Source organism: Microbacterium sp. AC132, assembly GCF_979258525.1.
In genome coordinates, this window is sequence record NZ_OZ409862.1 from 340,621 (window position 1) to 363,071 (window position 22,451).

General features: G+C 67.8%; 23 protein-coding genes. 5 read left to right on the top strand and 18 right to left on the bottom strand.

Going from position 1 to position 22,451, the window contains the following annotated elements; genetic code table 11:
• Nucleotides 1–62 precede the first annotated feature (62 nt).
• Entirely contained in the window at nucleotides 63–698 is a 636-nt protein-coding gene (locus tag ACZZZQ_RS01580) for an O-methyltransferase (RefSeq protein ID WP_053095580.1), read from the top strand.
• A 91-nt stretch (nucleotides 699–789) separates the two neighbouring features.
• On the opposite strand, the gene ACZZZQ_RS01585 is transcribed toward ACZZZQ_RS01580, so the two are convergent.
• The 3 genes from ACZZZQ_RS01585 to dapE form a co-directional block, all read right to left on the bottom strand.
• On the bottom strand, nucleotides 790–963 hold the full coding sequence (locus ACZZZQ_RS01585) for a DUF3117 domain-containing protein (protein WP_067122349.1): 174 nt from the start codon (nucleotides 961–963) through the stop codon (nucleotides 790–792).
• A gap of 96 nt (nucleotides 964–1,059) precedes the next feature.
• The gene (locus ACZZZQ_RS01590) at nucleotides 1,060–2,277 is read right to left on the bottom strand and encodes a hypothetical protein (RefSeq protein ID WP_463506750.1); all 1,218 of its coding nucleotides are present in this window, start codon (nucleotides 2,275–2,277) and stop codon (nucleotides 1,060–1,062) included.
• The gene (gene dapE / locus ACZZZQ_RS01595) at nucleotides 2,259–3,332 is read right to left on the bottom strand and encodes a succinyl-diaminopimelate desuccinylase (RefSeq protein WP_056278082.1); all 1,074 of its coding nucleotides are present in this window, start codon (nucleotides 3,330–3,332) and stop codon (nucleotides 2,259–2,261) included. The genes ACZZZQ_RS01590 and dapE overlap by 19 nt, the downstream gene beginning before the upstream one ends.
• 65 nt (nucleotides 3,333–3,397) lie before the next feature.
• On the opposite strand from dapE, the gene dapD reads away from it, so the two are divergent.
• Together dapD and ACZZZQ_RS01605 are read left to right on the top strand one after the other, a co-directional pair.
• Nucleotides 3,398–4,351, top strand: a complete 954-nt coding sequence (gene dapD, locus ACZZZQ_RS01600) for a 2,3,4,5-tetrahydropyridine-2,6-dicarboxylate N-succinyltransferase (RefSeq protein ID WP_053095577.1) — start codon at nucleotides 3,398–3,400, stop codon at nucleotides 4,349–4,351.
• A 227-nt stretch (nucleotides 4,352–4,578) separates the two neighbouring features.
• A complete protein-coding gene (locus ACZZZQ_RS01605; RefSeq protein WP_053095576.1) occupies nucleotides 4,579–5,979 on the top strand; it encodes a DEAD/DEAH box helicase in 1,401 nt (466 codons plus the stop codon).
• Between the two features lie 75 nt (nucleotides 5,980–6,054).
• On the opposite strand, the gene ACZZZQ_RS01610 is transcribed toward ACZZZQ_RS01605, so the two are convergent.
• From ACZZZQ_RS01610 to ACZZZQ_RS01640, 7 genes are all read right to left on the bottom strand, one after another.
• Nucleotides 6,055–6,525, bottom strand: coding sequence for an SRPBCC family protein (locus tag ACZZZQ_RS01610; protein ID WP_463506751.1), 471 nt, complete (start codon nucleotides 6,523–6,525; stop codon nucleotides 6,055–6,057).
• A gap of 11 nt (nucleotides 6,526–6,536) precedes the next feature.
• Complete coding sequence (locus ACZZZQ_RS01615) at nucleotides 6,537–7,856, bottom strand: citrate synthase (RefSeq protein ID WP_187249390.1); 1,320 nt, start codon at nucleotides 7,854–7,856, stop codon at nucleotides 6,537–6,539.
• Between the two features lie 144 nt (nucleotides 7,857–8,000).
• Complete coding sequence (gene dapC / locus ACZZZQ_RS01620; protein ID WP_463506752.1) at nucleotides 8,001–9,113, bottom strand: succinyldiaminopimelate transaminase; 1,113 nt, start codon at nucleotides 9,111–9,113, stop codon at nucleotides 8,001–8,003.
• Between the two features lie 3 nt (nucleotides 9,114–9,116).
• A complete protein-coding gene (gene fdxA / locus ACZZZQ_RS01625; protein WP_042542002.1) occupies nucleotides 9,117–9,437 on the bottom strand; it encodes a ferredoxin in 321 nt (106 codons plus the stop codon).
• Between the two features lie 9 nt (nucleotides 9,438–9,446).
• Nucleotides 9,447–9,923 (bottom strand): histidinol dehydrogenase, encoded by a 477-nt coding sequence (locus ACZZZQ_RS01630; protein WP_463506753.1) that lies wholly within the window; start codon nucleotides 9,921–9,923, stop codon nucleotides 9,447–9,449.
• Between the two features lie 35 nt (nucleotides 9,924–9,958).
• On the bottom strand, nucleotides 9,959–10,273 hold the full coding sequence (locus tag ACZZZQ_RS01635; protein WP_053095573.1) for an AzlD domain-containing protein: 315 nt from the start codon (nucleotides 10,271–10,273) through the stop codon (nucleotides 9,959–9,961).
• Nucleotides 10,270–10,980 carry an AzlC family ABC transporter permease gene (locus ACZZZQ_RS01640; protein WP_187249388.1) on the bottom strand — a complete coding sequence of 237 codons (711 nt, stop codon included), beginning with the start codon at nucleotides 10,978–10,980 and terminating at the stop codon, nucleotides 10,270–10,272. Before ACZZZQ_RS01640 ends, ACZZZQ_RS01635 begins: the two co-directional genes overlap by 4 nt.
• Before the next feature lie 93 nt (nucleotides 10,981–11,073).
• Between ACZZZQ_RS01640 and ACZZZQ_RS01645 the strand changes: the two genes are divergently transcribed.
• Nucleotides 11,074–11,622, top strand: a complete 549-nt coding sequence (locus tag ACZZZQ_RS01645) for a helix-turn-helix domain-containing protein (protein ID WP_463497496.1) — start codon at nucleotides 11,074–11,076, stop codon at nucleotides 11,620–11,622.
• A 3-nt stretch (nucleotides 11,623–11,625) separates the two neighbouring features.
• Here the strand turns inward: ACZZZQ_RS01645 and ACZZZQ_RS01650 are convergent, their stop codons facing one another.
• The 4 genes from ACZZZQ_RS01650 to typA all read right to left on the bottom strand — a co-directional run bounded on the left by ACZZZQ_RS01650 (nucleotide 11,626) and on the right by typA (nucleotide 17,436).
• A complete protein-coding gene (locus ACZZZQ_RS01650; RefSeq protein WP_072590999.1) occupies nucleotides 11,626–13,257 on the bottom strand; it encodes an MFS transporter in 1,632 nt (543 codons plus the stop codon).
• Nucleotides 13,258–13,285: 28 nt separating this feature from the next.
• A complete protein-coding gene (gene glsA / locus ACZZZQ_RS01655; protein WP_053095570.1) occupies nucleotides 13,286–14,299 on the bottom strand; it encodes a glutaminase A in 1,014 nt (337 codons plus the stop codon).
• A gap of 173 nt (nucleotides 14,300–14,472) precedes the next feature.
• Complete coding sequence (locus tag ACZZZQ_RS01660) at nucleotides 14,473–15,357, bottom strand: aggregation-promoting factor C-terminal-like domain-containing protein (protein WP_463506754.1); 885 nt, start codon at nucleotides 15,355–15,357, stop codon at nucleotides 14,473–14,475.
• Between the two features lie 165 nt (nucleotides 15,358–15,522).
• On the bottom strand, nucleotides 15,523–17,436 hold the full coding sequence (gene typA / locus ACZZZQ_RS01665) for a translational GTPase TypA (protein ID WP_463506755.1): 1,914 nt from the start codon (nucleotides 17,434–17,436) through the stop codon (nucleotides 15,523–15,525).
• A 103-nt stretch (nucleotides 17,437–17,539) separates the two neighbouring features.
• Here typA and ACZZZQ_RS01670 point away from each other — a divergent pair, with 103 nt between their 5' ends.
• Nucleotides 17,540–18,325 carry a CPBP family intramembrane glutamic endopeptidase gene (locus tag ACZZZQ_RS01670; RefSeq protein ID WP_463506756.1) on the top strand — a complete coding sequence of 262 codons (786 nt, stop codon included), beginning with the start codon at nucleotides 17,540–17,542 and terminating at the stop codon, nucleotides 18,323–18,325.
• A 14-nt stretch (nucleotides 18,326–18,339) separates the two neighbouring features.
• Here the strand turns inward: ACZZZQ_RS01670 and ACZZZQ_RS01675 are convergent, their stop codons facing one another.
• The 4 genes from ACZZZQ_RS01675 to ACZZZQ_RS01690 are packed head-to-tail and all read right to left on the bottom strand — an operon-like array spanning nucleotide 18,340 to nucleotide 22,436.
• Nucleotides 18,340–18,900, bottom strand: coding sequence for a PH domain-containing protein (locus tag ACZZZQ_RS01675; protein ID WP_295104154.1), 561 nt, complete (start codon nucleotides 18,898–18,900; stop codon nucleotides 18,340–18,342).
• Nucleotides 18,901–18,902: 2 nt separating this feature from the next.
• Entirely contained in the window at nucleotides 18,903–20,576 is a 1,674-nt protein-coding gene (locus ACZZZQ_RS01680; protein WP_463506757.1) for a dipeptide ABC transporter ATP-binding protein, read from the bottom strand.
• Nucleotides 20,573–21,517: an ABC transporter permease gene (locus ACZZZQ_RS01685; protein ID WP_053095565.1), complete on the bottom strand. Its 945-nt coding sequence runs from the start codon at nucleotides 21,515–21,517 to the stop codon at nucleotides 20,573–20,575. Before ACZZZQ_RS01685 ends, ACZZZQ_RS01680 begins: the two co-directional genes overlap by 4 nt.
• Nucleotides 21,510–22,436 carry an ABC transporter permease gene (locus ACZZZQ_RS01690; RefSeq protein ID WP_053095564.1) on the bottom strand — a complete coding sequence of 309 codons (927 nt, stop codon included), beginning with the start codon at nucleotides 22,434–22,436 and terminating at the stop codon, nucleotides 21,510–21,512. Before ACZZZQ_RS01690 ends, ACZZZQ_RS01685 begins: the two co-directional genes overlap by 8 nt.
• Between the last annotated feature and the right edge of the window lie 15 nt (nucleotides 22,437–22,451).

Here is a 22,451-nt window from a genome sequence, read left to right on the forward strand (position 1 = left end):
TTGTGCCGCGCACCGAGCGCATACCCTGGGAGAACACATATCTCAGTCGGGAGAATCAGGCAATGAGCGAGAACGATGCGAATGCACGTTTCATCCGCGAGTCCATCGCGGAGCCGTCGCCGATCGCCCGCGCGCGTGCGCACGCCATCGAACTCGGCGCGTCGCCGATCAGCGCGGCCGTCGGCTCGCAGATCGCCGTGCTGGCCGCCGCGACCGGTGCCAGATCGATCGTCGAGATCGGCACGGGCGCCGGAGTCTCGGGTCTCTGGCTGCTGCGCGGCGCGCCGCAGGCGGTGCTGACCTCGATCGACAACGAGCCCGAGCACCTCGCCGCCGCCCGTCAGGCCTTCTCCGACGCACGCGTCCCCGCGACGAAGGCGCGTTTCATCACAGGTCGCGCGGCCGACGTGCTGCCCCGCATGAACGAGGCGTCATACGACATCGTGCTGGTCGATGCCGACCCCGAGAACGTCATCGACTACGTCGAGCATGGCCTGCGGCTGGTGCGTCGAGGCGGAATGGTTCTCGTCCCCCGCATTCTCGGAGGCGGCCGTGTCGCCGATCCGGTGCAGCGCGACGAGGTGACCTCCGCCTACCGCTCGCTCGTGCAGGAGACTCAGGAGTCATCAGCCGTGCTCGCGACCGTCTCTGCCTCCGGCGAGGGGCTGCTGCAGCTGATCAGCGTCGGCGAGAGCTGAGCCGAACACCGTCGTGAACGGACGGAAGAGGGCGACGGATCATCGATCCGTCGCCCTCTTCGTGAATCCGCGTGCGCGAATTCGAGTTCGATCAGGCGGGCGTCACGACGGCTGCCAGCACGTCGTGAAGCTCCTTCGCCTCTGCGTCGTTCACGGAGACGACCAAACGGCCGCCGCCTTCGAGCGGGACGCGCACGATGATGAGTCGCCCTTCTTTCACGGCCTCCATGGGTCCGTCTCCGGTCCTCGGCTTCATCGCTGCCATCGTGGGCTCCTTTTCCTCCGGTGGTATGCGATCAGTTTATCGGGTGTTACCGGAACCTGGATGTCCCCTATGAAGAAATGCATCAAGCCTTAACATTCACGGCACCTGCCAGAAGGTGTTCCCCAGGGCGTAGATGTGGAATATCCACAGCCACTGCCCCAACAGGCAGACGGCCAGGACCCCGAGCCGCCAGACGCGCGAGCGCGGCACCGCGAGTGCTCCCCCGATCGGGCTCACGGGCAGCAGCAGCCGGAAGGTGCTCGACTGGGGGAAGAACACCGCGAGCAGGTAGAGGAGGTAACTCGCGCTCCACAGCCGCAGGTCGGGACCCAGCACACGCACCTGCGGCACGTAGAGCAGGGCGGCACCCACTGCCACCACCAGGAGCGCGACGGCGACCGGCCCCCACGAGCCGGGGAGTCCCCACTGACCGAACCAGAACTGGGATGCCTGGACCCACCCTTCGAAAGGCACGAACCCGTCCACACCCCCCACGAGCCAGTTGCGACGCCAGGAGAGCTCGGTCGCCAGGTACGCACCGGGATCGCCGGTCACGACACCGGCGATGACCTGCCACGAGAAGCCCGCGACCGTGGCGAGTGCGCCGAGCGCCACGATGTGCATGATCTCCCGCGGGGCGAGCGGATCATCCCTGCGATGCCACCAGCGGAGGATGCCGTGCAGACCCAGGTACAGCGCGAACGCGAGAATCCCCGGTCTGGTGAACGCCATCACGGGGATGAGGAGATACAGCCAGGCGTAGTTCCGTCGCACCGTGGCATCGAGAGCCAGGAAGAGCAGCAGCAGGAACAGGGTCTCGGCGTACCCCACCTGGAACATCGCCGCGATCGGTCCGGAGGCGAAGAACACCACCGCCCACATCGCCGCACGCGCGCCGATCCGATCGCGCAGCAATCGGTGCAGCGCGAGACAGGCGAGGTAGCCGGCCACGAATGACAGCAGGAAGGCGCCCATCCCCCACGACCCGAACACGAAGCCGATCGCCTTGGCGGCGAAGGCGAACACCGGCATGAACGCCCAGGCGTTCTCAGCGACGTCACCCGATTCGGTGAGCGGCAGATCCGAGGGGTATCCCTCTTCGGCGACGAGCCAGTACCACTGCGCGTCCCACCCGACGATGAAATCGGCGAGGCCCGGTTCTGCGCCGAACCTCGACAGCGATGTCGACTGCGTCGCCGCCGCGATCATCATCGCGGTCGTCACCGCGCGAGCGGCGAGGTAGATCAGGGCCACGCGCAGCGCCAGTGGCGCTGCGGCCCACCGGCGGGTCGCGGTCAGCGCGAGCTGAGCCATGCGCGCAGTCCTCGCTCGACGGCGTCGATCTGCGCGAGCGGCACGCGCTCCTCGTCATGGTGCGCGAGGTGCGGGTCTCCCGGTCCGTAGTTCACGGCGGGGATGCCGAGGGCGGAGAACCGAGCGACATCGGTCCAGCCGTACTTCGGGCGAGGCTCGGCGCCGACGGCCGCCACGAAGTCTTGGGCGATCGGCGCGTCGAGGCCCGGCCGCGCGCCTTCTGCGGCGTCCGTGATCTCCACGTCGAAGCCGGCGAGGAGGTTGCGGATGTGCGCTTCTGCATCTGCTGCCGACTTGCTCGGAGCGAACCGGTAGTTCACCTCGACCTCGCAGGCATCGGGGATCACGTTGCCTGCGACCCCGCCTGTGATGCGCACGGCGCTCATGCTCTCCCGATACAGGAGTCCGTCGACCGCGATCTCTCGTGCACGGTACTCGGCCAGGCGCGCGAGGATCGGGGCTGCCCGATGGATGGCGTTCTCACCGATCCACGCACGTGCCGCGTGCGCACGCACGCCGGTGGTGCGCACGATCGCGCGCATCGTGCCGTTGCAGCCACCCTCGACCTCGCCGTTGGACGGCTCGCCGAGGATCGCGAAGTCGGCCTGGAAGAGATCCGGCCGCACCGCGGCGAGGAGCGCCAGCCCGTTCTTCGAGGCCTCCACCTCTTCGTTGTCGTACCACATCCAGGTGATGTCGACCGAGGGCTCGGTGAGCTCGGCGGCGAGCTTCAGCTGCACAGCGGTGCCGCTCTTCATGTCGACGGTTCCCCGGCCCCAGATGTACTCGACGCCGTCGATCTCGACGTCCTTCGTCGGCACGTTGCCGTTGATCGGCACGGTGTCGATGTGTCCGGCGATCGCGACCCGCTGCGCTCGCCCGAGATCGGTGCGCGCGACGATCGTGTTGCCGTGGCGGATCACCTCGAGATGGGGATACGCGGAGATCGCCTGCTCGATGGCATCCGCAAGCGCCTTCTCGTCACCCGACACGCTCGGGATGTCGCAGATCGCACGGGTCAGGTCGACGGAGGACGCGGTCAGATCGAGCATCATGACCCCAGCCTACTTACCCCGACATCTGGACCATCCCCCGTCGCCGGTAGCGATACCGTGGAGGTATGACTGAGGCGCGCACCGTGTGGGGTACTGGACTGTCGACGATCGCCGGTGACGGCACCGTACTCGATGCCTGGTTCCCCGAGGTGACGGCCGTCGAGCCCGGTGCCGACGATGCGGCCACCGCGCTCGCGGCGCTCGAGGAGTTCACCGGTCCGGACGAACGTCGAAACGTCTCGGTGCAGACGGTACAGCTGCAGATCGATCTCGATGCTGCGCCGGCCTCGACCGCTGACGCCTATCTGCGGCTGCACACACTGTCGCACCTCCTGGTGCGACCGAACGAACTCAACCTCGACGGCATCTTCGCGCATCTGCCGAACGTGGCGTGGACGAACGCCGGCCCCATGCACCCCGTGGATGCCGCGCGGCTTCGACCCGTGCTCCAGCGCTCAGGGATCCAGGTTCAGGGGCTCGACAAGTTCCCCCGGCTCACCGACTACGTGCAGCCTGCCGGTGTGCGCATCGCAGATGCGTCGCGCGTCCGCCTGGGCGCGCATCTCTCCCCCGGCACGACCGTCATGCACGAGGGCTTCGTGAACTTCAACGCAGGCACCCTCGGTGCGTCGATGGTCGAAGGACGTATCTCCCAGGGCGTCGTGGTGGGCGACGGCAGCGACATCGGCGGCGGCTCGTCGATCATGGGCACGCTCTCGGGCGGCGGCGCACACCGCGTCTCCATCGGGGCACGCACGCTGCTGGGAGCCAACGCGGGCATCGGCATCTCGCTCGGCGATGACTGCGTCGTCGAGGCCGGACTGTACGTGACGGCCGGCACGAAGGTCGTGCTGGTCGACGGCCCGGCGACGCCTGACGGCGGCAGGAAGACCGCCAAGGGTTCCGAGCTGTCCGGGCGCGACGGACTGCTGTTCCGCCGCAACTCGCTGAGCGGCGCGGTCGAAGCCGTGCAGCGCGCCGGCGTCGGTGTGACCCTCAACGACGCACTCCACGCCTGATCGCACGACTCGCTGAGAGCGGGCCGTCTCAGCCTTCTCCGGGACTGCCGTGATAGTGTCGCGGTGACGCCACTCGCACTGCGAGACGTCTGCGTCGTCGACACGCTCCCGCGCCACTTGCCTGGTTCTGGCCATTTCGAACGGCGAAACGATGCGCGATCCCGCGCCGTCGCCCACCTTCCGCACCCGGCCCCTCGGCTCGTGCGTGCATTTCTCGGAGATACTTCATGACTTCCTTCCTCGATCTCGGCGTGCCCGCCGACCTCGCCGCCGTCCTCGCGAAGGACGGCAAGACCGAGGCGTTCGCGATTCAGCGCGACACGCTTCCCGACTCGCTCGGCGGACGCGACCTCCTAGGCCGCGGCCGCACCGGCAGCGGCAAGACGATCGCCTTCGCGCTCCCCCTCGTCGCCCGCCTCGCCGCCTCGTCGCGCAAGAGCCGTCCCGGGCACCCCCGAGGACTCGTCCTCGCTCCGACCCGTGAGCTCGCGACCCAGATCGCCGCGACCATCGCGCCCCTCGCCGAGGCGAAAGGCCTGCGCGTCACCACCGTGTTCGGCGGCGTCAGCCAGCGTCCCCAGGAACAGGCCATGCGCAACGGCGTCGACATCGTCGTCGCGTGCCCCGGCCGCCTCGAAGACCTGATGAAGCAGCGGGTCGTGCAGCTCGACTCCGTCGAGGTGACTGTGCTCGACGAGGCCGATCACATGGCCGACCTCGGCTTCCTGCCGGGTGTCACCCGCATCCTCACCGCCACGCCCGCCGGCGGACAGCGCCTGCTGTTCAGCGCCACGCTGGACCGCGGCATCGACACCCTCGCCCGCCGGTTCCTCTCGAACGCCGTGAGCCACGAGGTGGACGAGGAGAGCGTGCCCGTCGGCGAGATGACGCACCGCGTGCTCGTCGTCGATTCCACCGACAACAAGACCACTCTCGTGCGCGAGCTCGCCTCGGGCACCGGTCGCCGCATCCTCTTCACCCGCACGAAGCACCAGGCGAAGAAGCTCGCGAAGCAGCTGACCGCGGCGGGCATCCCCGCTGTCGATCTGCACGGAAACCTCTCGCAGAACGCGCGTGAGCGCAACCTCGGCGCCTTCTCGTCAGATCCCGCCGACGGAGGCGTGCGCGTCCTCGTCGCGACCGACGTCGCCGCCCGTGGCGTGCACGTCGACAACGTCGACCTCGTCGTCCACGTCGACCCGCCCATGGAGCACAAGGCATACCTGCACCGCTCCGGCCGCACCGCCCGTGCGGGAGCCGCGGGAACCGTCGTCACGGTGGTCCTCCCCGAGCAGCGTCGTGATGTGAAGGACCTCCTGCGCAAGGCGTCGATCACCGCCGCGCTCGAGCCCGTCACGTCGAACGCCGTCACCGAGCTCGTCCCCGAGCGTGCGCCGCACGTGCGTCCGGCTCCGGTTCAGCCCCAGCAGCAGCAGCGTCAGTCGTCGAAGCAGCGCCCCGCCGGCGGCGAGCGCAATTCAGCGGCAAACCCGCCGTCGCGCCGCAGCCGTCGTCCCCGCTCGGGCCAGGGCGGCCAGGGCGCCACGGCCGGCAGCCGTCAGGGTGGCCAGGGCGGATCCCGCTCCGGTGGCCAGGGCGGCCGTGGTCGCGGCTCGCAGGGCCGCTGACCCGAGAGACATACAGGCGGGTGCGCCGACGCTCAGCGTCGGGGCACCCGCCTTCTTCGTCCCGCCTGCGCGAGGTCAGCCGCGAACGGCGGCCAGCACCTGCGGGTCTGAGCACCCTCGGGCGAAACCGGCGATGCGCCGACGGATCTCGAACCCGAGCACCCGCGCGCCGATCCACTCGGTGATCGGCGCGAGCCAGGTCGGCTGACACGAGAAGTTGTACTTCCAGACGGCGAGCGTGCCCTCAGGCACCTCGGTGAACCGCCAGCCTCCGCCGAGCTTCGTGAAGAACCACGGCCCGGTCTCCATGACCATCCCGACGTTCCTCGGCGGGGCGTAGGACACATACCGGCTCACCATCGACAAGCCGAAGCGCTGCCTGGTGAACGTCCGTACATCCTTGGCCGCGACATCGGCGCCATCGAGGAAGTGCTGCTCACTGATGAACGGATCCCACCGGCGTCGGATCGCACCCGTCGTCTGTGAGACGGCGAAGGCCGTCGCCGGATCCACCGGCACGACGGCCTCCGCGCTCACGACAGGCATCGCGAGTCGATTCAGCGGGTCTGGAAGGTGCGCTCGGGAGATCCTGTGTAGAGCTGCTGCGGGCGACCGATCTTGGTCTGCGGGTCGAGCTGCAGCTCGCGCCACTGTGCGAGCCAACCGGGCAGACGGCCGATCGCGAACAGCACGGTGAACATGCGCGTCGGGAAGCCCATCGCCTTGTAGATCACGCCGGTGTAGAAGTCGACGTTCGGGTAGAGACGACGCTCCTTGAAGTAATCGTCGGCGAGAGCCAGCTCCTCGAGCTCCTGAGCGAGGTCGAGCAGCGGATCCGTGACGCCGAGCTCGGCGAGCACCTCGCCCGCCGCCTCCTTGACGAGCTTGGCGCGCGGGTCGTAGTTCTTGTAGACCCGGTGCCCGAAGCCCATCAGCTTCACGCCCTCTTCCTTGTTCTTCACCCGCTCGACGAAGCGCGAGACGCTCTGACCGGAATCGCGGATCTGCCCGAGCATGGTGAGCACGGCTTCGTTCGCACCGCCGTGCAGCGGGCCGGAGAGAGCCTGGATGCCGGCGGAGATCGAGGCGAACTGGTTCGCGCCCGTCGAGCCGACGAGACGCACAGTCGAGGTCGACGCGTTCTGCTCGTGGTCCTCGTGCAGGATCAGCAGCAGCTCGAGGGCCTTCGACATCACGGGGTTGACCTGATACTCCTCGGAATGCACGCCGAAGTTGAGCTTCAGGAAGTTCTCGACGAAGCCGAGCGAGTTGTCGGGGTACAGGAACGCCTGGCCGATGCTCTTCTTGTGTGCATACGCCGCGATGACCGGCAGCTTGGCCAGCATCCGGATCATGTTCAGCTCGACGTGCTCGGGGTTGTGCGGGTCGGTCTGACCCTCGTAGTAGGTCGAGAGGGCTGCGACGGCAGACGACAGCACCGACATGGGGTGCGCGGTGTGCGGAAGCGCCGAGAAGAAGCGCTTGAGGTCTTCATGCAGCAGTGTGTGCCGACGGATCTTCTCGTCGAACTCGGCGAGCTCGGCGGCGGAGGGAAGCTCGCCGTAGATGAGGAGCCAGGCGACCTCGAGGTAGCTCGTCGAACCGGCAAGCTGCTCGATCGGATACCCGCGGTAGCGCAGGATGCCCTTGTCTCCGTCGATGAACGTGATCGCGGACTTCGTCGACGCCGTGTTGACGAACCCGTAGTCGAGTCCCGTGTAACCCGTCTGCCGCGTCAGCGTCGAGAAGTCGATGCTGTCGTTGCCGGCCGTGCCGCGCACGAGTGGGAATTCAGCGGTCGTATCGCCGATCGTCAGCTTCGCCGTCGCCTGCTGCTCTGCCGCTGCGCTCACGCGGGCCTCCTCATGGATCTTCATCAAGTCGGATGTGGCGATGTCACGGCGCTGTGCACCAGGTCAGTTCGAGATCGTCGATACACGACCGAATCGCCTTTACAGCCTAGTAGGCACACAGGCCTACTGTGACAACCGACAAAAGAACCACTGATCTGAGGCCAGAACCTACACGGCCTGTGCGTGCAGACGCCGCGCGCCCTCAGCGATCCTGTCGGAGGGAGCCGTCAGAGCCAGTCGCACGTGCTGGGTCGAGAACTCACCGTAGAACGGACCGGGACCCGCCAGGATGCCGAGATCGGCGAGCCGCTCGATGCTCGCCCACGCGTCCTGCCCCTCCGTCGCCCACAGGTAGAGCCCGGCCTCCGAGCCGTCGATCCGGAACCCCGCCGCCTCGAGCGCAGGCCGCAGCATGTCGCGTCGCGCTCGGTAGAGCGCCTTCTGAGCGGCGACGTGCTCGTCATCGCCCAGCGCCGCTGCCATGGCGTGCTGCACCGGCTCTGGCGGCATCAGGCCCAGGTGCTTGCGGGCGGTGAGCAGTTCGCCGACGATGCGCGCACACCCTGCGACGAATGCCGCACGATAGCCGGCGAGATTCGACTGCTTGCTGAGCGAGTAGACGCTCAGCAGATTCGCCCTGCTGCCACCGGTCACGCGAGGATCGAGGATCGACGGAATCGGCTCAGTCGCCCAGCGGCCGTCCCAGCCGAGCTCGGCGTAGCACTCGTCGCTCGCGAGCACGGCTCCCAGCTCTCGAGCCCGCTCGACCGCAGCAGCCAGTTCCTCCACGGTCCAGGTACGGCCGTCCGGATTCCCGGGCGTGTTGATCCAGATGAGCTTGGTGCCGTCAGGCCACTCCGTCGGATCGTCGGACGGCAGCGGGGTCGCTCCCACGACGCGAGCACCCACCTCATAGGTCGGGTAGGCGATTCGGGGATGCACCACGATGTCGCCCTCCCCCAGACCCAGAAGAGTCGGCAGCAGAGCCACCAGCTCCTTCGAGCCGATGGTGGGCAGGACGTTGTCGACGGTCAGGTCGCTCACTCCCCTGCGCCGCGCGTACCACTCGACGATCGCCTCACGAAGGGCGGGAGTGCCGACGGTCTGAGGGTAGGCGTGCGCATCGGTCGCCTCCGACAGTGCCCGGCGGATCAGCTCGGGCGTCGGGTCGACGGGCGAACCGACCGACAGGTCGACGATTCCGTCCGGATGACGCGCGGCGCGTTCGCGGTAGGGAACGACCGCATCCCACGGGTAGTCGGCGAGATCGCGAACACTCACGGACTACTCGCCCTGCGGCGGGAGAGCGGCGATGATCGGGTGATCGTGTGCGATGACGCCGACCTTGGCCGCACCGCCCGGGGAGCCCACCTCGTCGAAGAACTCGACGTTGGCCTTGTAGTAGTCCTGCCACTCGTCGGGCAGGTCGTCTTCGTAGTAGATCGCCTCGACCGGGCAGACGGGTTCGCACGCGCCGCAGTCGACGCATTCGTCGGGGTGGATGTACAGCGAGCGTTCGCCCTCGTAGATACAGTCAACGGGGCACTCGTCGATGCAGGCGCGATCCTTGACATCGACGCACGGGAGGGCGATCACATACGTCACCCCTCCAGTCTACGACTCGCCGCCGGTCTGATCGCCCAGGACGGGGGCACGAGGAGCGGTCGCCTCGTCTGCGCCGGGCGCCGTGCCGGATGCCGCGGCCGTCGACGCCTGCGCCTCGGTGCGAGTCGGAAGCCGCGAGAACGAGGGCCATGCGACAGCGAGGAGCACGAGCCCCGCGACGAGATAGGTCCAGATGCGACCGCTGAGCGTGTCTTCGACCACCACCGATCCCCCGGGCCCGACGCCGGAGATGAGCACCAGCATGCCGAGCATGCCGAGCCCCGCGGCGAGAGTCGCGCCTCGGTCGTGGGTGAGCGCGCGGATCGCGACGAGGATCGCGCCGCACGCGATCGCTCCGACGATGAGTCCGACGGGCACGGGACCCCACATGAGGCTGTGACCGATCGTCCCTGCGACGCCGAACACGCCGCCGACGAGAGCCGCGGCGATCCAGGAGAGCACCCGGGAGATCCATCCGATACGCACGAGTCGATCCTACGCGCGCCGCCGCGAAGGAGCGCTCAGACAGCGAGCCCGAACAGGCGCAGGAGAGCCGCGACGAGGGCGGCCGCGACCACCACGACGAGGAACGACTGACGCAGCCAGAGAAGCCCGGCCGCGACGAGCAGAGCGGGAACCCGTGCATCGACGACGACGGCCTGCCCGGCTCCGAGGGTCTGCACGGCCACGAGCGCGGCGAGCAGGGCCACGGTGAGCAGATCGGAGATGCGCGCCGGTCGCGGTGCCTCGAGCACCGAGGGCGGCACGAGGTACCCGGCGGCCTTCAGAGCGAGGCAGATCACCGCAGCGAGAAGGATCGCACTCCAGATGCTCACGCGGCGGCCTCCCCACCGTCAGGTGCGGAGGCATCGACTCGACCGAGCCAGTTGAACCAGCCCACGATGATCGCGACGACGGCTGCCACGAGCACGGGCAGCCCGGGCATGATGAACGGCGTGAGGGCGGCCGCCACCACCGCCGCAGCCACCCCGACCGCTATGGCCTGACGTTCCTTCAGGCGCGGCCAGAGCAGAGCCAGGAACGCCGCGGCCGCCGCAGCATCCAGCCCCCAGGTCTTGGGGTCACCGAGCACGTCGCCGACGAGTGCCCCGATCAGGGTCGTGATGTTCCAGCCGATGAAGATGCCGATCCCGGTGACCCAGAAGCCGACCTGCCTCAGCCGCGGATCAGTCTGCGAGATGGCCACGGCGGTCGACTCGTCGATCGTGAAGTGCGCCGCCGCTATCCGCCGTCCGGTGGTCGTGCCGACGACGGGTGACATCCGCATGCCGTATGCGACATTGCGCACTCCCAGCAGCGCGGCCGACGCGATCGCCGACGGCAGTGCGGACACTCCTCCGGCGGCGAAGACTCCGACGAAGGCGAACTGCGACCCGCCCGTGAACATCAGCAGGCTCAGCACGCACGCCTGCCAGACGTCGAGTCCGGATGCCACGGCCAGCGCGCCGAACGAGATGCCATAGGCGCTGGTGGCGAGCACGACTCCCAGCGCTTCACGCCAGACCTCGCGGTCGGCGCTCATCGCACGATCGTTCGCTGCGGTGAACACATGACCATCATTCTGAACGCGGTGTCCGGGATAGTCAAGCGAACGATCGTTTGACATGATGAACACATGGAGGAACTCCGAACACGCATCGCCCGCACTCTGCGCAGAGAGAGGGAGAGAGCCGGACTGTCCGTGTCGGAGTTGGCGCGTCGAGCGGGAATCTCGAAGGCGACCGTCTCCCAGCTGGAGTCCGGTGCCGGCAACCCCAGCGTCGAGACGCTCTGGGCGCTCGGCGTCGCGCTCGGGGTGCCGTTCGCCGTCCTCGTCGATCAGCAGAGCAACGCGCCGACGCTCATCCGCGCCGATGATCTCACGGGCGTCCCGTCGTCGGTCGCCGCGTACAGCGCGACCCTGCTCTCAGCGAGCCCGCCGGGTGCGAGGCGGGATGTGTACCTGATCCACGCGGATCCGGGGGATCCACGCCGCTCCGATCCGCATCACGTGGGAACGACCGAACACGTGATCCTCATCTCCGGCCAGGCTCGGATCGGTCCGTCGGACGCCCCCGTGCTACTGAACCCGGGCGACTATCTCTCGTACGCCGGAGACGCGCCCCACGTGTTCGAGGCGACCATCGCCTCGACCAGTGCGGTGCTCATCTCGGAGCTGCGCTGAGCATCACTTCGGCGCGGAGCCCGAGACCGGTGACGGGTCCGGGATCTCGTCCGGCTTGTACTTCGGCAGCCGGGATGCAGGCAGGATCGCCACGGCACTGAGTCCCGCGAGCAGCAGCAGGCCGAGTCGCAGCGTCCCCAGACGGGACTCCTCGTTGACGGCCACCGCCGCGTCGACCTGCTCGGGCGTCGCATCCGTCTGCTCGAGTGCTGCGCGCAGGTCGTCGTTGCTGACGAAGTTCAGGTTGTCCATGTCGACCTGCGCGACGAGCGACGGCGGCAGCTCGGGGTGCTCGACGACCGCGCGGCCGATGCTCACCCCGAGGAGCGAGACGAGGAGTGCGCCGGCCAGAGCGGTCCCGACCGCCGAGGCGAGATTCTGCGTGGTGCCGCGCAACGAGCCGACATCACCCGCGAGCTCAGCCGGCGCCGCGGTGACGAGCACGTTGAAGACGAGGGTCACGAGCGCACCCTGACCGATGCCGAACACGACCAGCCCGAGGATCGTCGGAAGCGTCTCCCAGTTGTTGTTCACCACGAAGGACAGCCAGACGAGCGCGACCGTGGTGAGGATGAAGCCGAAGACGCCGATGACCCGCGGCGGGTAGCGCTTGTAGAACCGGACGACGAGTGTGGCGGTGATGAACACGGTCAGGTTGAAAGGCATCATCGCGAGCGACGTGTCGAAGGGCGTCCTTCCCTGCACGATCTGGATGTACAGGGGGATGGTGAAGTTCACGCACGCCTCGAGCGCCACGACGATGAACATCGCGTACACGGCAGCGCGCTCCTTCGACGAGTCGAGGATGCTGAGGTCGATCAGCGGCACCTTGCCCTCGGCCATCCGACGGCGAGTCCAGACGAAGAAGCATTGACCGAGCACGATCCCGACGACGACGAAGGCGGGCGCAGGCGAGAGCCCGAGGATGTTGAACGGTGCGGCCTCGGTCGCAGCGACGGCACCCCACCCGTTGAGGTTGTTGAAACCCAGGGTCAGAAGCACGATGGCCGCGCCGATGAGGAGCGACGCCACGAGGTCGATGCGGATCGACGCGTCTCCCCCATCACCTCGCAGCGTGAAGCTGAACGCGAAGACGACCACGGCGATGCCGAACACGATGAAGAACATCGGCCGCCATCCGACCAGGGTGCCGAGCGTGCCGCCGATGAGGAACGCGGTGACTCCCGAAATGGCTCGGGCGGACCCGATCGCACCGATCGCCGTCGCCTGCTGCGCGCCCCGATAGTTCTCGGCGATCAGCGCCACGATCGAGGGGACGATGATCGCTGCGGCGGCGCCGGCGACCGCCTGCCCCGCGATGGCCCAGCCCACACTCGGGGACACGATCATCAGCACCGACGACGCGGCGAACAGGCCGATCACGATCCGGAAGATGAGGACCCAGCCGACCCGCTGACCGAGCTTCGCGCCGGTCATCACGAGGGCGGCCACGGCGAGGCCGTACATCACGATGGTGGTGCTGGCGACCGTCGGCGGCACGCCGAACTCACTGACCATGCCACCGAGGGATATCGGCAGGGCTGCCACGTTGAACGACATGAGCACCTGGGCGAGGAAGAGACTGACGAGCGGCATCCAGGAGGTCTTCGTGGATGCCGGAGCAGTGAGTGTCATGGCAGGGTCCTCTGAGCGGGGAAGGAGGTCAATCCGTCGACCGAGCGGTCGGCGCGGGCGCGGAGGCGAACAGGTTCAGTCCGAGAGCGCGGGAGAGGTGACCGATGGCGAGCTGCGATCGCACGGAGTTTCCCGCCGCGTCGAGGCGCGGTGAGAATCCGGCGACGGCACCCTTGCCCGGCGCGACGGCGACGATCCCTCCTGCCACACCCGACTTGGCGGGCAGCCCGATCTCGAACAGCCACTCCCCCGAGGCCTCGTAGAGGCCCGTGGATGCCACCACTGCGAGAGTGTCGCGGCAGACGTCCGCAGAGACCACCCGCTCGCCCGTGATCGGATTCACGCCGCCGTCGGCGAGCGTCGCCCCCATCACCGCGAGGTCGTGGGCCGTGACGCTGAGAGCGCACTGACGCGTGTAGACGTCGACGACCTCGTCGGGGTCGCCGACCAGCCGTCCGTAGCTGCGGAGCAGCCAGCCCATCGCCCGGTTGCGCTCGTTGGTCGCGGCTTCCGAGGCGTACACCACGCCGTCGAGGCTCAGCGCGCGCCCGGCGAAAGCAGAGAGCCCCTCGCGCACGCGCTCCCACTGCTCGACAGCCGTCTGCCCCGGCATCAGTGCCGTCGTCGCGATCGCACCGGCGTTGACCATCGGATTCATGGGGTGTCCGCCGTTGAGCTCGAGCGCCATCAGGGAGTTGAAGGCGAGGCCGGTGTTGTTGACGCCGACGATGTCGCGCACCCGCTCATGGCCGTGCTCCTGGATCGCCAGGGCGTAGACGAACATCTTCGAGATCGACTGGATCGAGAACGGATGCTGCGCATCCCCGGCGTCATGCAGGCCGCCGTCGACCTCGATGACCGCGAGACCGAACAGCTCGGGGTCGGCCTCGGCGAGCACCGGGATGTAGTCGGCGACCGCGCCGCCGTGGTCCTGCGCATACAGACGATGAGCCTCACGCACGAGCTGGTCGACCCTCTCCCACCCGGGCAGCCCACCCGTCGAGACCTGCTGCGGGATGCCAGCCAGCGCCGCGACGTCCATGCGTTCTCCTTCGAGTCCACGACCCCCCAGCCGTCATCGCTCACCGTAGTGCCAATGCGTCGCGCTGCCTAGGGCATGCAGTGCCCTGTTGCGACACATGTCCGGACACACCGAGACCCACCACCGCACGCAGGCGGGGTGGGTCTCGGAGGGAGGGTGTGCGGAGCTGCGGCTCAGTACCAGTTCACCGACTGGGAGTGGCCCCACGCACTGCAGGGGGTGCCGTAGACCGACGAGATGTACCCGAGGCCCCAGCGGATCTGAGTGGCCGCGTTGGTCTGCCAGTCGGACCCGGCTGACGCCATCTTGCTTCCGGGCAGAGCCTGCGGGATCCCCGTCGCGCCACCCGAGGCGTTGTACGCCTTGTAGTTCCAGCCGGACTCCTTGGTCCACAGCGAGTTCAGGCAGGAGAACTGGTCCTCGCCCCAGCCGTACTCGCTCGACGCGATGTCGCGAGCCGCGGCCTTCGCGCCGTCGACGGTGTTCGTCTGAGCGAGCGCCGCGGCCTCAGCCGCCGCCTGGGCCGCAGCCGCGTCCGCAGCGGCCTTCGCCTCCTGGGCCGCGACATAGGACGCCTGCAGCGCAGCGGTCTCCGCGACGATCTCGTCGGTTCCGGTGACTGCGTACGCGGTCAGGCTCGAGAGCTCTCTGTTCGAGAAGTCATCACGGTCCGCCAGCTGATCGACCCACGTGGTCACGTCAGCGGTGTCGACGCTCGAGGGTGCGGCGCCCAGATCGAGGCCCGATGCCGCGACCTCTGCGTTCAGCGCCTCCGCTGCCGCGACGGCATCCTGAGCGGCGACCATCGTGAGCGCCGAGTCATCCGCGCTCTTGGCCGGGGCGTCCGGCTCGCCGGTGACGAACGAGGTGACGCCTGCGACGGCGTCCGGCAGCTCGGCGCCGGCCGCGGGGGCGGACACGATGCCGACCGTCAGAGCGAGGCCGAGCACGCCTCCGGTGATCGTTCCGAGAATCAGTTTCGGGCGACGCGCCGTGATGGCGTCACGAGCTGTCGCCGCCGCGTGGGCGCGCCGAAGCGCACGGGTGGTGTGAAGCATTGGGTTCGACTTTCGGGTCGTCGTACGCCCGTCACAGGACACTCATCGGGAGATCGCCCCAGGCGCAAGGTAACGATTCTGCAACGGCACTCCTGGACGTTTCGTGAGAAAGGGGCCCTGTACCGCCGATTCCGGCGGTACAGGGCCCCTTCTCTCAGACGATTCTCAGACGTTCGCGTCCTGGCGCTTCAGGCGAGCGGTCTCACGCGCACGAGTGTTCGCGTCGAGATTCACCTTGCGGATGCGGACGACCTCGGGCGTGACCTCGACGCATTCGTCGTCACGGGCGAACTCGAGGCTTTCCTCGAGCGTCGGCTGGCGCGGGGGCGTCATCGACTCGAAGGTGTCGGAGCTCGCCGCACGCATGTTGGTGAGCTTCTTCTCCTTCGTGATGTTGACGTCCATGTCGTCGGCGCGGGAGTTCTCGCCGATGACCATGCCCTCGTAGACCTCCTGCGTGGGCTGCACGAAGAACGACATGCGCTCCTGCAGGGCGATCATCGCGAACGGAGTCACGACGCCCTGACGGTCGGCCACGATCGAGCCGTTCTGACGGGTCGTGATGGAACCGGCCCACGGCTCGTAGCCGTGCGAGATCGCGTTCGCGATGCCGGTGCCTCGGGTCGTCGTGAGGAACTCGCTGCGGAACCCGATGAGACCGCGCGACGGGACGATGAACTCCATGCGCACCCAGCCGGTGCCGTGGTTCGTCATGTTCTCCATGCGGCCCTTGCGGTTCGCCAGAAGCTGCGTGATCGCGCCGAGGTGCTCCTCCGGCGTGTCGATCGTGAGGTGCTCGAACGGCTCGTACGTCTTGCCGTCGATCTTCTTCGTGACCACCTGCGGCTTGCCGACGGTGAGCTCGAAGCCCTCACGGCGCATGTTCTCGACGAGGATGGCCAGCGCCAGCTCTCCGCGGCCCTGCACCTCCCAGGCGTCCGGGCGTCCGATGTCGACGACCTTGAGCGAGACGTTGCCGATCAGCTCCTTGTCGAGACGGTCCTTGACCATGCGAGCGGTGAGCTTGTGACCCTTGACCTTGCCCATGAGCGGCGAGGTGTTGGTGCCGATCGTCATCGAGATGGCCGGGTCGTCGACGGTGATCGCGGGAAGCGGCCGGACATCCTCGGGGTCGGCGATGGTCTCGCCGATCGTGATGTTCTCGAAGCCGGCGATGGCGACGATGTCGCCCGGGCCCGCCGAATCGGCCGGGTAGCGCTCGAGCGCCCGCGTCTTGAGCAGCTCGGTGATGCGTGCGTTCTGGTGCGTGCCGTCAGCGCGGACCCAGGCGACCGTCTGGCCCTTCTTCAGCGTGCCGTTGAAGACGCGCAGCAGAGCGAGACGACCGAGGAAGGGGCTGGAGTCGAGGTTGGTGACCCAGGCCTGCAGCGGGTGCTCGTCGTCGTAGGCGGGAGCGGGGACGTGCTCGAGGATCGCCTCGAACAGCGGCTCGAGGTCGTCGTTGTCGGGCAGCGATCCGTCGGCGGGGCGGTTCTGCGAGGCCGCGCCGGCACGGCCGGACGCGTAGACGACGGGAACGTCGAGCAGGGCGTCGACATCGAGGTCGGGCACGTCGTCGACGAGGTCGGACGCGAGGCCGAGCAGCAGGTCGTGAGCCTCTTCCTCGACCTCGGCGATACGAGCGTCGGGACGGTCGGTCTTGTTGACCAGGAGGATGACGGGCAGCTTGGCCTCGAGAGCCTTGCGCAGCACGAAACGGGTCTGCGGGAGCGGGCCCTCGCTGGCGTCGACGAGCAGCACGACGCCGTCGACCATCGACAGGCCGCGCTCGACCTCACCACCGAAGTCGGCGTGGCCGGGGGTGTCGATCACGTTGATCGTGATCTCCTTGCCCTGAGCATGCTTGCCCTTGTAGGTGATCGCCGTGTTCTTGGCGAGGATCGTGATGCCCTTCTCGCGCTCGAGGTCGTTCGAGTCCATCGCGCGCTCATCGACGTGGGCGTGTTCGCCGAACGAGCCGGTCTGACGCAGCATGGCGTCGACGAGAGTGGTCTTGCCGTGGTCGACGTGCGCGACGATTGCGACGTTGCGGAGGTCAGAGCGAAGGGCGTGCGCCATGCAGATGTCCTAAAGAGTGTGGGGTTTTGCCGAGAAGCCGACGTTCCAGACTATCGTATTCGGGCGAGTCGTTCCTGAGCGCTCTCGAAGTAGCATCGTGATCGTGACCGTCGCCGACCTCTCCCCCGCTCCCTCACGCAGTCGTCTGTGGTGGGAGGTGGCGATCGTCCTCGCGCTCGGCCTCGGTCAGTCAGCGGTGTATGCGGTCGTTCAGCTGGCGTACCGCCTCACCGACGAGACGCCGCTCGCCGACCAGACCGCGACCCTGAACCCCTCCCGGAGCGATCGGGAGATCTTCGACCTGATCTACCAGATCCTGTCGATCGGCTTCTCCCTCGTCCCGGTGCTGCTGGTGTGCTTCCTTCTCTGGCAATCCTCGAGGCCGCACCTCGCGCGCCTGGGTCTCGACGGCACCCGGGTGGGTCCGGACGTCGGTCGCGGGATCCTCCTGGTGGCAGCCATCGGCATCCCGGGCATCGGGCTGTATCTCGCCGGCCGCGCACTCGGGCTGTTCGTCGCGGTGAATCCCGCGGGGCTCGACAGCCACTGGTGGACCATCCCGGTGCTTCTCCTCGCTGCAGCGCGCGCATCGCTGCAGGAGGAGTTCGTCGTGCTCGGATATCTCTTCGCCCGGCTCAGGCAGCTCGGCTGGGGTCCGTGGGCCATCATCGTCGCCACATCGCTGCTGCGCGCGAGCTACCACCTCTACCAGGGGCCCGGCGCCTTCATCGGCAACTTCGCGATGGGCCTGCTGTTCGGCTGGCTGTTCCAGCGCAGTGGCCGGCTGATGCCGTTCCTGGTGGCGCACTTCCTGATCGACGCGACCGTGTTCGTCGGCTACCTGTGGGCTGCGGCGACCTGGCCGGCGCTGTTCGGGTTGCCCGGCTGAGAGCCGAGGCGGGGTCAGCCGTTCGCGATCAGGATCGACGCCACGGCCCAGAGCACGATGACACCGAGGGCGATGAGCGCCCGATAGTCCCACGTGCGGCGGATCGGCGCGTCCGCACCGGAGAGAGCCGCCTGCCAGCGGTCACGGACGTCGGTGAGGTCGCGGAGCGCGACGGGGGCCTTGGCCTCGTCGTCGCCGGTCGCGCGTCGCACGGGCCGCGCTCGAGCCGGCCCTCCGTAGCTCGACAGGTCGGTGCCGTCGTCGAGCGAGAAGACAAGCTGCCAGCGCAGGTCGACGTCGCGCACGCGGCTCCAGCCGAACGAGGTGCGACGCAGCATGTTCTGCACCATCGCTCCCTGGTCGTCGATGCGGACGACCGAGACGAACGCGATCTCGTAGACCACCCAGAGTCCGAGCAGCACCCAGGGTGCGAGCAGGAGCATCTGGCCCCAGCCGGCGCGTACGACGGCGTCACCGAGCAGGAAGATCGCGAGCAGCGAGCACAGCACGAGGGAGACAGGCCCGGAGGCCGCACGGAAAGTCCGTGCGGCCTCCGGTCGAGGGTCGATGCTCACTCTCAGTGACCGCCGAGGGTGATGGTCGCCCCGGGGATCGCCTTGAGCAGACGATCGGTGTACTCCTGCTGGGGATTCGTGAAGATCTCGTCGACAGTGCCCTGCTCGACGATCTTGCCCTTCTCCATGACGCACACCAGATCGCTCGACACTCGGACGACCGCGAGGTCGTGAGTGATGAACAGGTAGGTGAGCCCCAGCTCCGACTGGAGCTCGGCCAGCAGCTGCAGCACCTGATCCTGCACCAGCACGTCGAGCGCCGACACCGCCTCGTCGAGGACGATGATGTCGGGCTTGAGCGCGAGAGCGCGTGCGATCGCGACACGCTGACGCTGACCGCCCGAGAGCTCGTTCGGATACCGGGTCGCGAGGACGCGCGGAAGCGAGACCTGGTCGAGCAACTCCTCGACCCGCTCGCGCTGCGAGGCGCGATCGCCGACGCCGTGGATCTGCATCGGCTCGGCGATCGTGTTGCCGATGTTGCGCAGTGGATCGAGCGAGCCGTACGGGTCCTGGAAGACCGGCTGCATGCGCCGACGCAGACCGAACGCCTGCGCATTCGACAGCCTCGACACATCCTGCCCGTCGATCTCGATGGTTCCGCTGGTCGGCTCTTCGAGCTTCAGCACCATCTTGGCGACCGTGGACTTGCCAGAGCCCGACTCGCCCACGAGCGCGAGCGTCTTGCCGCGAGGGATCTCGAAGGACACGTCGTCGACAGCGCGGAACGCTTCACTGCGGAAGTTCCCCTGGCGGATCCGGTAGTCCTTCGTGAGTCCGGCGACGCGCACCGTCGGCGGGATGTCGGCGAGGTCGTCGAGCGTCTCGATCCCCCGGTCCTCCACCACCGCCTGGATGCGCTGCGATGCGACGCTGGGCGCCGCGGCGACCAGTCGCTTCGTGTACGGGTGCTGCGGGTTCTCGAGGATCTCGCGGCTGGGACCGGACTCGACGATGTTGCCGCCGTTCATCACGATGATCTTGTCCGCACGCTCGGCTGCGAGACCGAGATCGTGCGTGATCAGGAGCACCGAGGTGCCCTTGTCACGGGTGAGCGACGCCATGTGGTCGAGGATCACGCGCTGCACGGTGACGTCGAGAGCCGAGGTCGGCTCGTCGGCGATGAGCAGCTTGGGGTCGGCCGCGAGGCCCATCCCGATCAGCGCGCGCTGGCGCATGCCTCCCGAGAACTGGTGCGGGAACTGGTGCAGACGCTTCTCGGCGTCGGCGAGTCCGGCCTGCTGCAGCACCTCGACGGTGCGCGCCTTGGCCGCGTCGCGCCCCTGGGCGATGCCGTTCGCACGGATCGCCTCCTTCACCTGGAAGCCGATGCTCCAGACGGGGTTGAGGTTCGACATCGGGTCCTGCGGCACGAAGCCGATGTCCCGGCCTCGGACGGCCTCGATCTCGCGACGGTTGAGCGTCGTGAGCTCGCGTCCCTCGAGGGTGATCGATCCCGCGGTGACCTGGCCGGTGCCGGGCAGCAGGTTCACGATGGCCGTGGCCGTCGTGGACTTGCCCGAGCCCGACTCGCCCACGATCGCGACGGTCTCTCCGGGCATGACGTCGAAGCTCACTCCGTGGAGCACTTCGCGCAGACCCTCCTGCGTGCGGAACGCGACGCTCAGGTCGCGGATGCTCAGCAGCGGGACCTGTTCGGTGATTCGCTCGCTCATCGGCGTGCCCTCGCCTTCGGGTCGAGGGCGTCTCGGATGAGCTCGCCCAGGGTGACGAACGCCAGCACCGCGAGGGTGAGAGCGATCGACGGATAGATGAGCGCCATCGGCGCGACACGCAGCGATGCCTGAGCCTTCGCGATGTCATTTCCCCACGACATCACGTCGCTGCCGAGACCCACCCCGAGGAACGAGAGCGTCGCTTCCGCGACGATCGCGGCGGCGAGGCCGAGCGTCGAGACGACGAGCAGCGGAGCGATGGCGTTCGGGACCACGTGGTTCAGGAGGATCTTGAACTTCGACTGACCGAGCGCCTGCGACGCCATCACGAAGTCCGCCTGACGCACACGGAGCACCTCGGCCCGCACGACGCGAGCCGTGGACGCCCAGGCGAACGCTCCGATGGCGAACGCGAGCGTCCACACCGAACGGGAATCCCGGAACACGGTCATCACGACGACGGCCGCGAGGATGTACGGGATGGCGAAGAAGATGTCGCCGATGCGCGAGAGCACCGAGTCGAGCCATCCGCCGTAGAAGCCCGCGAGAGCTCCCATGATCAGGCCGAGAACGGACGAGATCAGCGTCGCGATGAGGCCGACGGCCAGCGACGTCTGAGCACCCCAGACGATGCGCGCATAGATGTCGCAGCCCTGGAACGTGAACCCGAGCGGGTGTCCGTCCGTCGGACCGCCGTTGCTGTTCGACAGCTGGCAGTCGTTGTTCGGCGGCGTCGCGGTGAAAAGAGTCGGCCACAGCGCCATCACGAGGAAGAACAGCGCGAGAACGACCGAGAACCAGAACAGCGGACGACGACGCAGGTCGAACCAGGCGTCACGCCAGAGGTTGCTGGGCTTGTCCGAGATCCGAACGGCGTCGACCGCGATCGACTCCGTCTCGATCGGAGCGACGTAGTGCTTCTGAGATGTGGGATCAGGCATAGCGAATCCTCGGGTCGAGCAGACCGTAGAGCAGGTCGATGAGAAGGTTCACCAACACGTACAGGATGACGAACACGGTCACGAACGAGACGACCGTGGGTCCCTCGCCGCGCTGGATCGCCTGGAAGAGCGTGTTTCCCACACCGGGGACGTTGAAGATGCCCTCGGTGACGGTGGCGCCCACGAGCAGCACGCCGAAGTTCGTGGCGGAGTTCGTGATCACCGGGATCAGGGAGTTGCGCAGCACGTGCACGGGCAGCACGCGGTTGCGCGAGAGCCCCTTGCTGTACGCCGTGCGCACCCAGTCCTGGTTCAGGGTCTCGATGACCGAGCTGCGCATGAGACGCATGCTCACCGCATAGAGGCTGAAACCGAGCACGATCGCCGGCAGCCACAACCCGCCCCAGTCGTTGTCCGCACCCACCGTGGGTTTGAACCAGCCGAGCTGGATCGCGAGGAAGTACTGCGCGAGGAACGCCACCACGAAGATCGGGATCGCGATCGCGACCAGCGCCACGACGAGCGAGACGTTGTCGAACAGCTTGCCCTTGCGCAGCGCCGAGATGGTGCCGATGACGATGGCGAGCACGAACTCGATGGCGATGGCCATGACTGCGAGTCGGCCGGTGACAGGAAGCGTGGCGGCGAGCACAGCCGAGACCGGGCGGCCCGAGTAGGTCGTGCCCAGGTCGCCCTGGAAGACGCCGGTGATGTAGTACCAGTACTGCACGATGAACGGCTGGTCCAGGTGGTACTGCGCGCGCAGCTGCTCGACGACCGCCGGGTTGGGCGTCTTGTCGCCGAACAGGGCGAGGATCGGGTCGCCGGGCATGGCGAACACGAGGAAGTAAATGAGCAGGGTGGCTCCGAAGAAGACCGGGATCACCTGCAGGAGACGTCTCAGAATGTAACCGAGCATCCGCTTGTCCCTTCT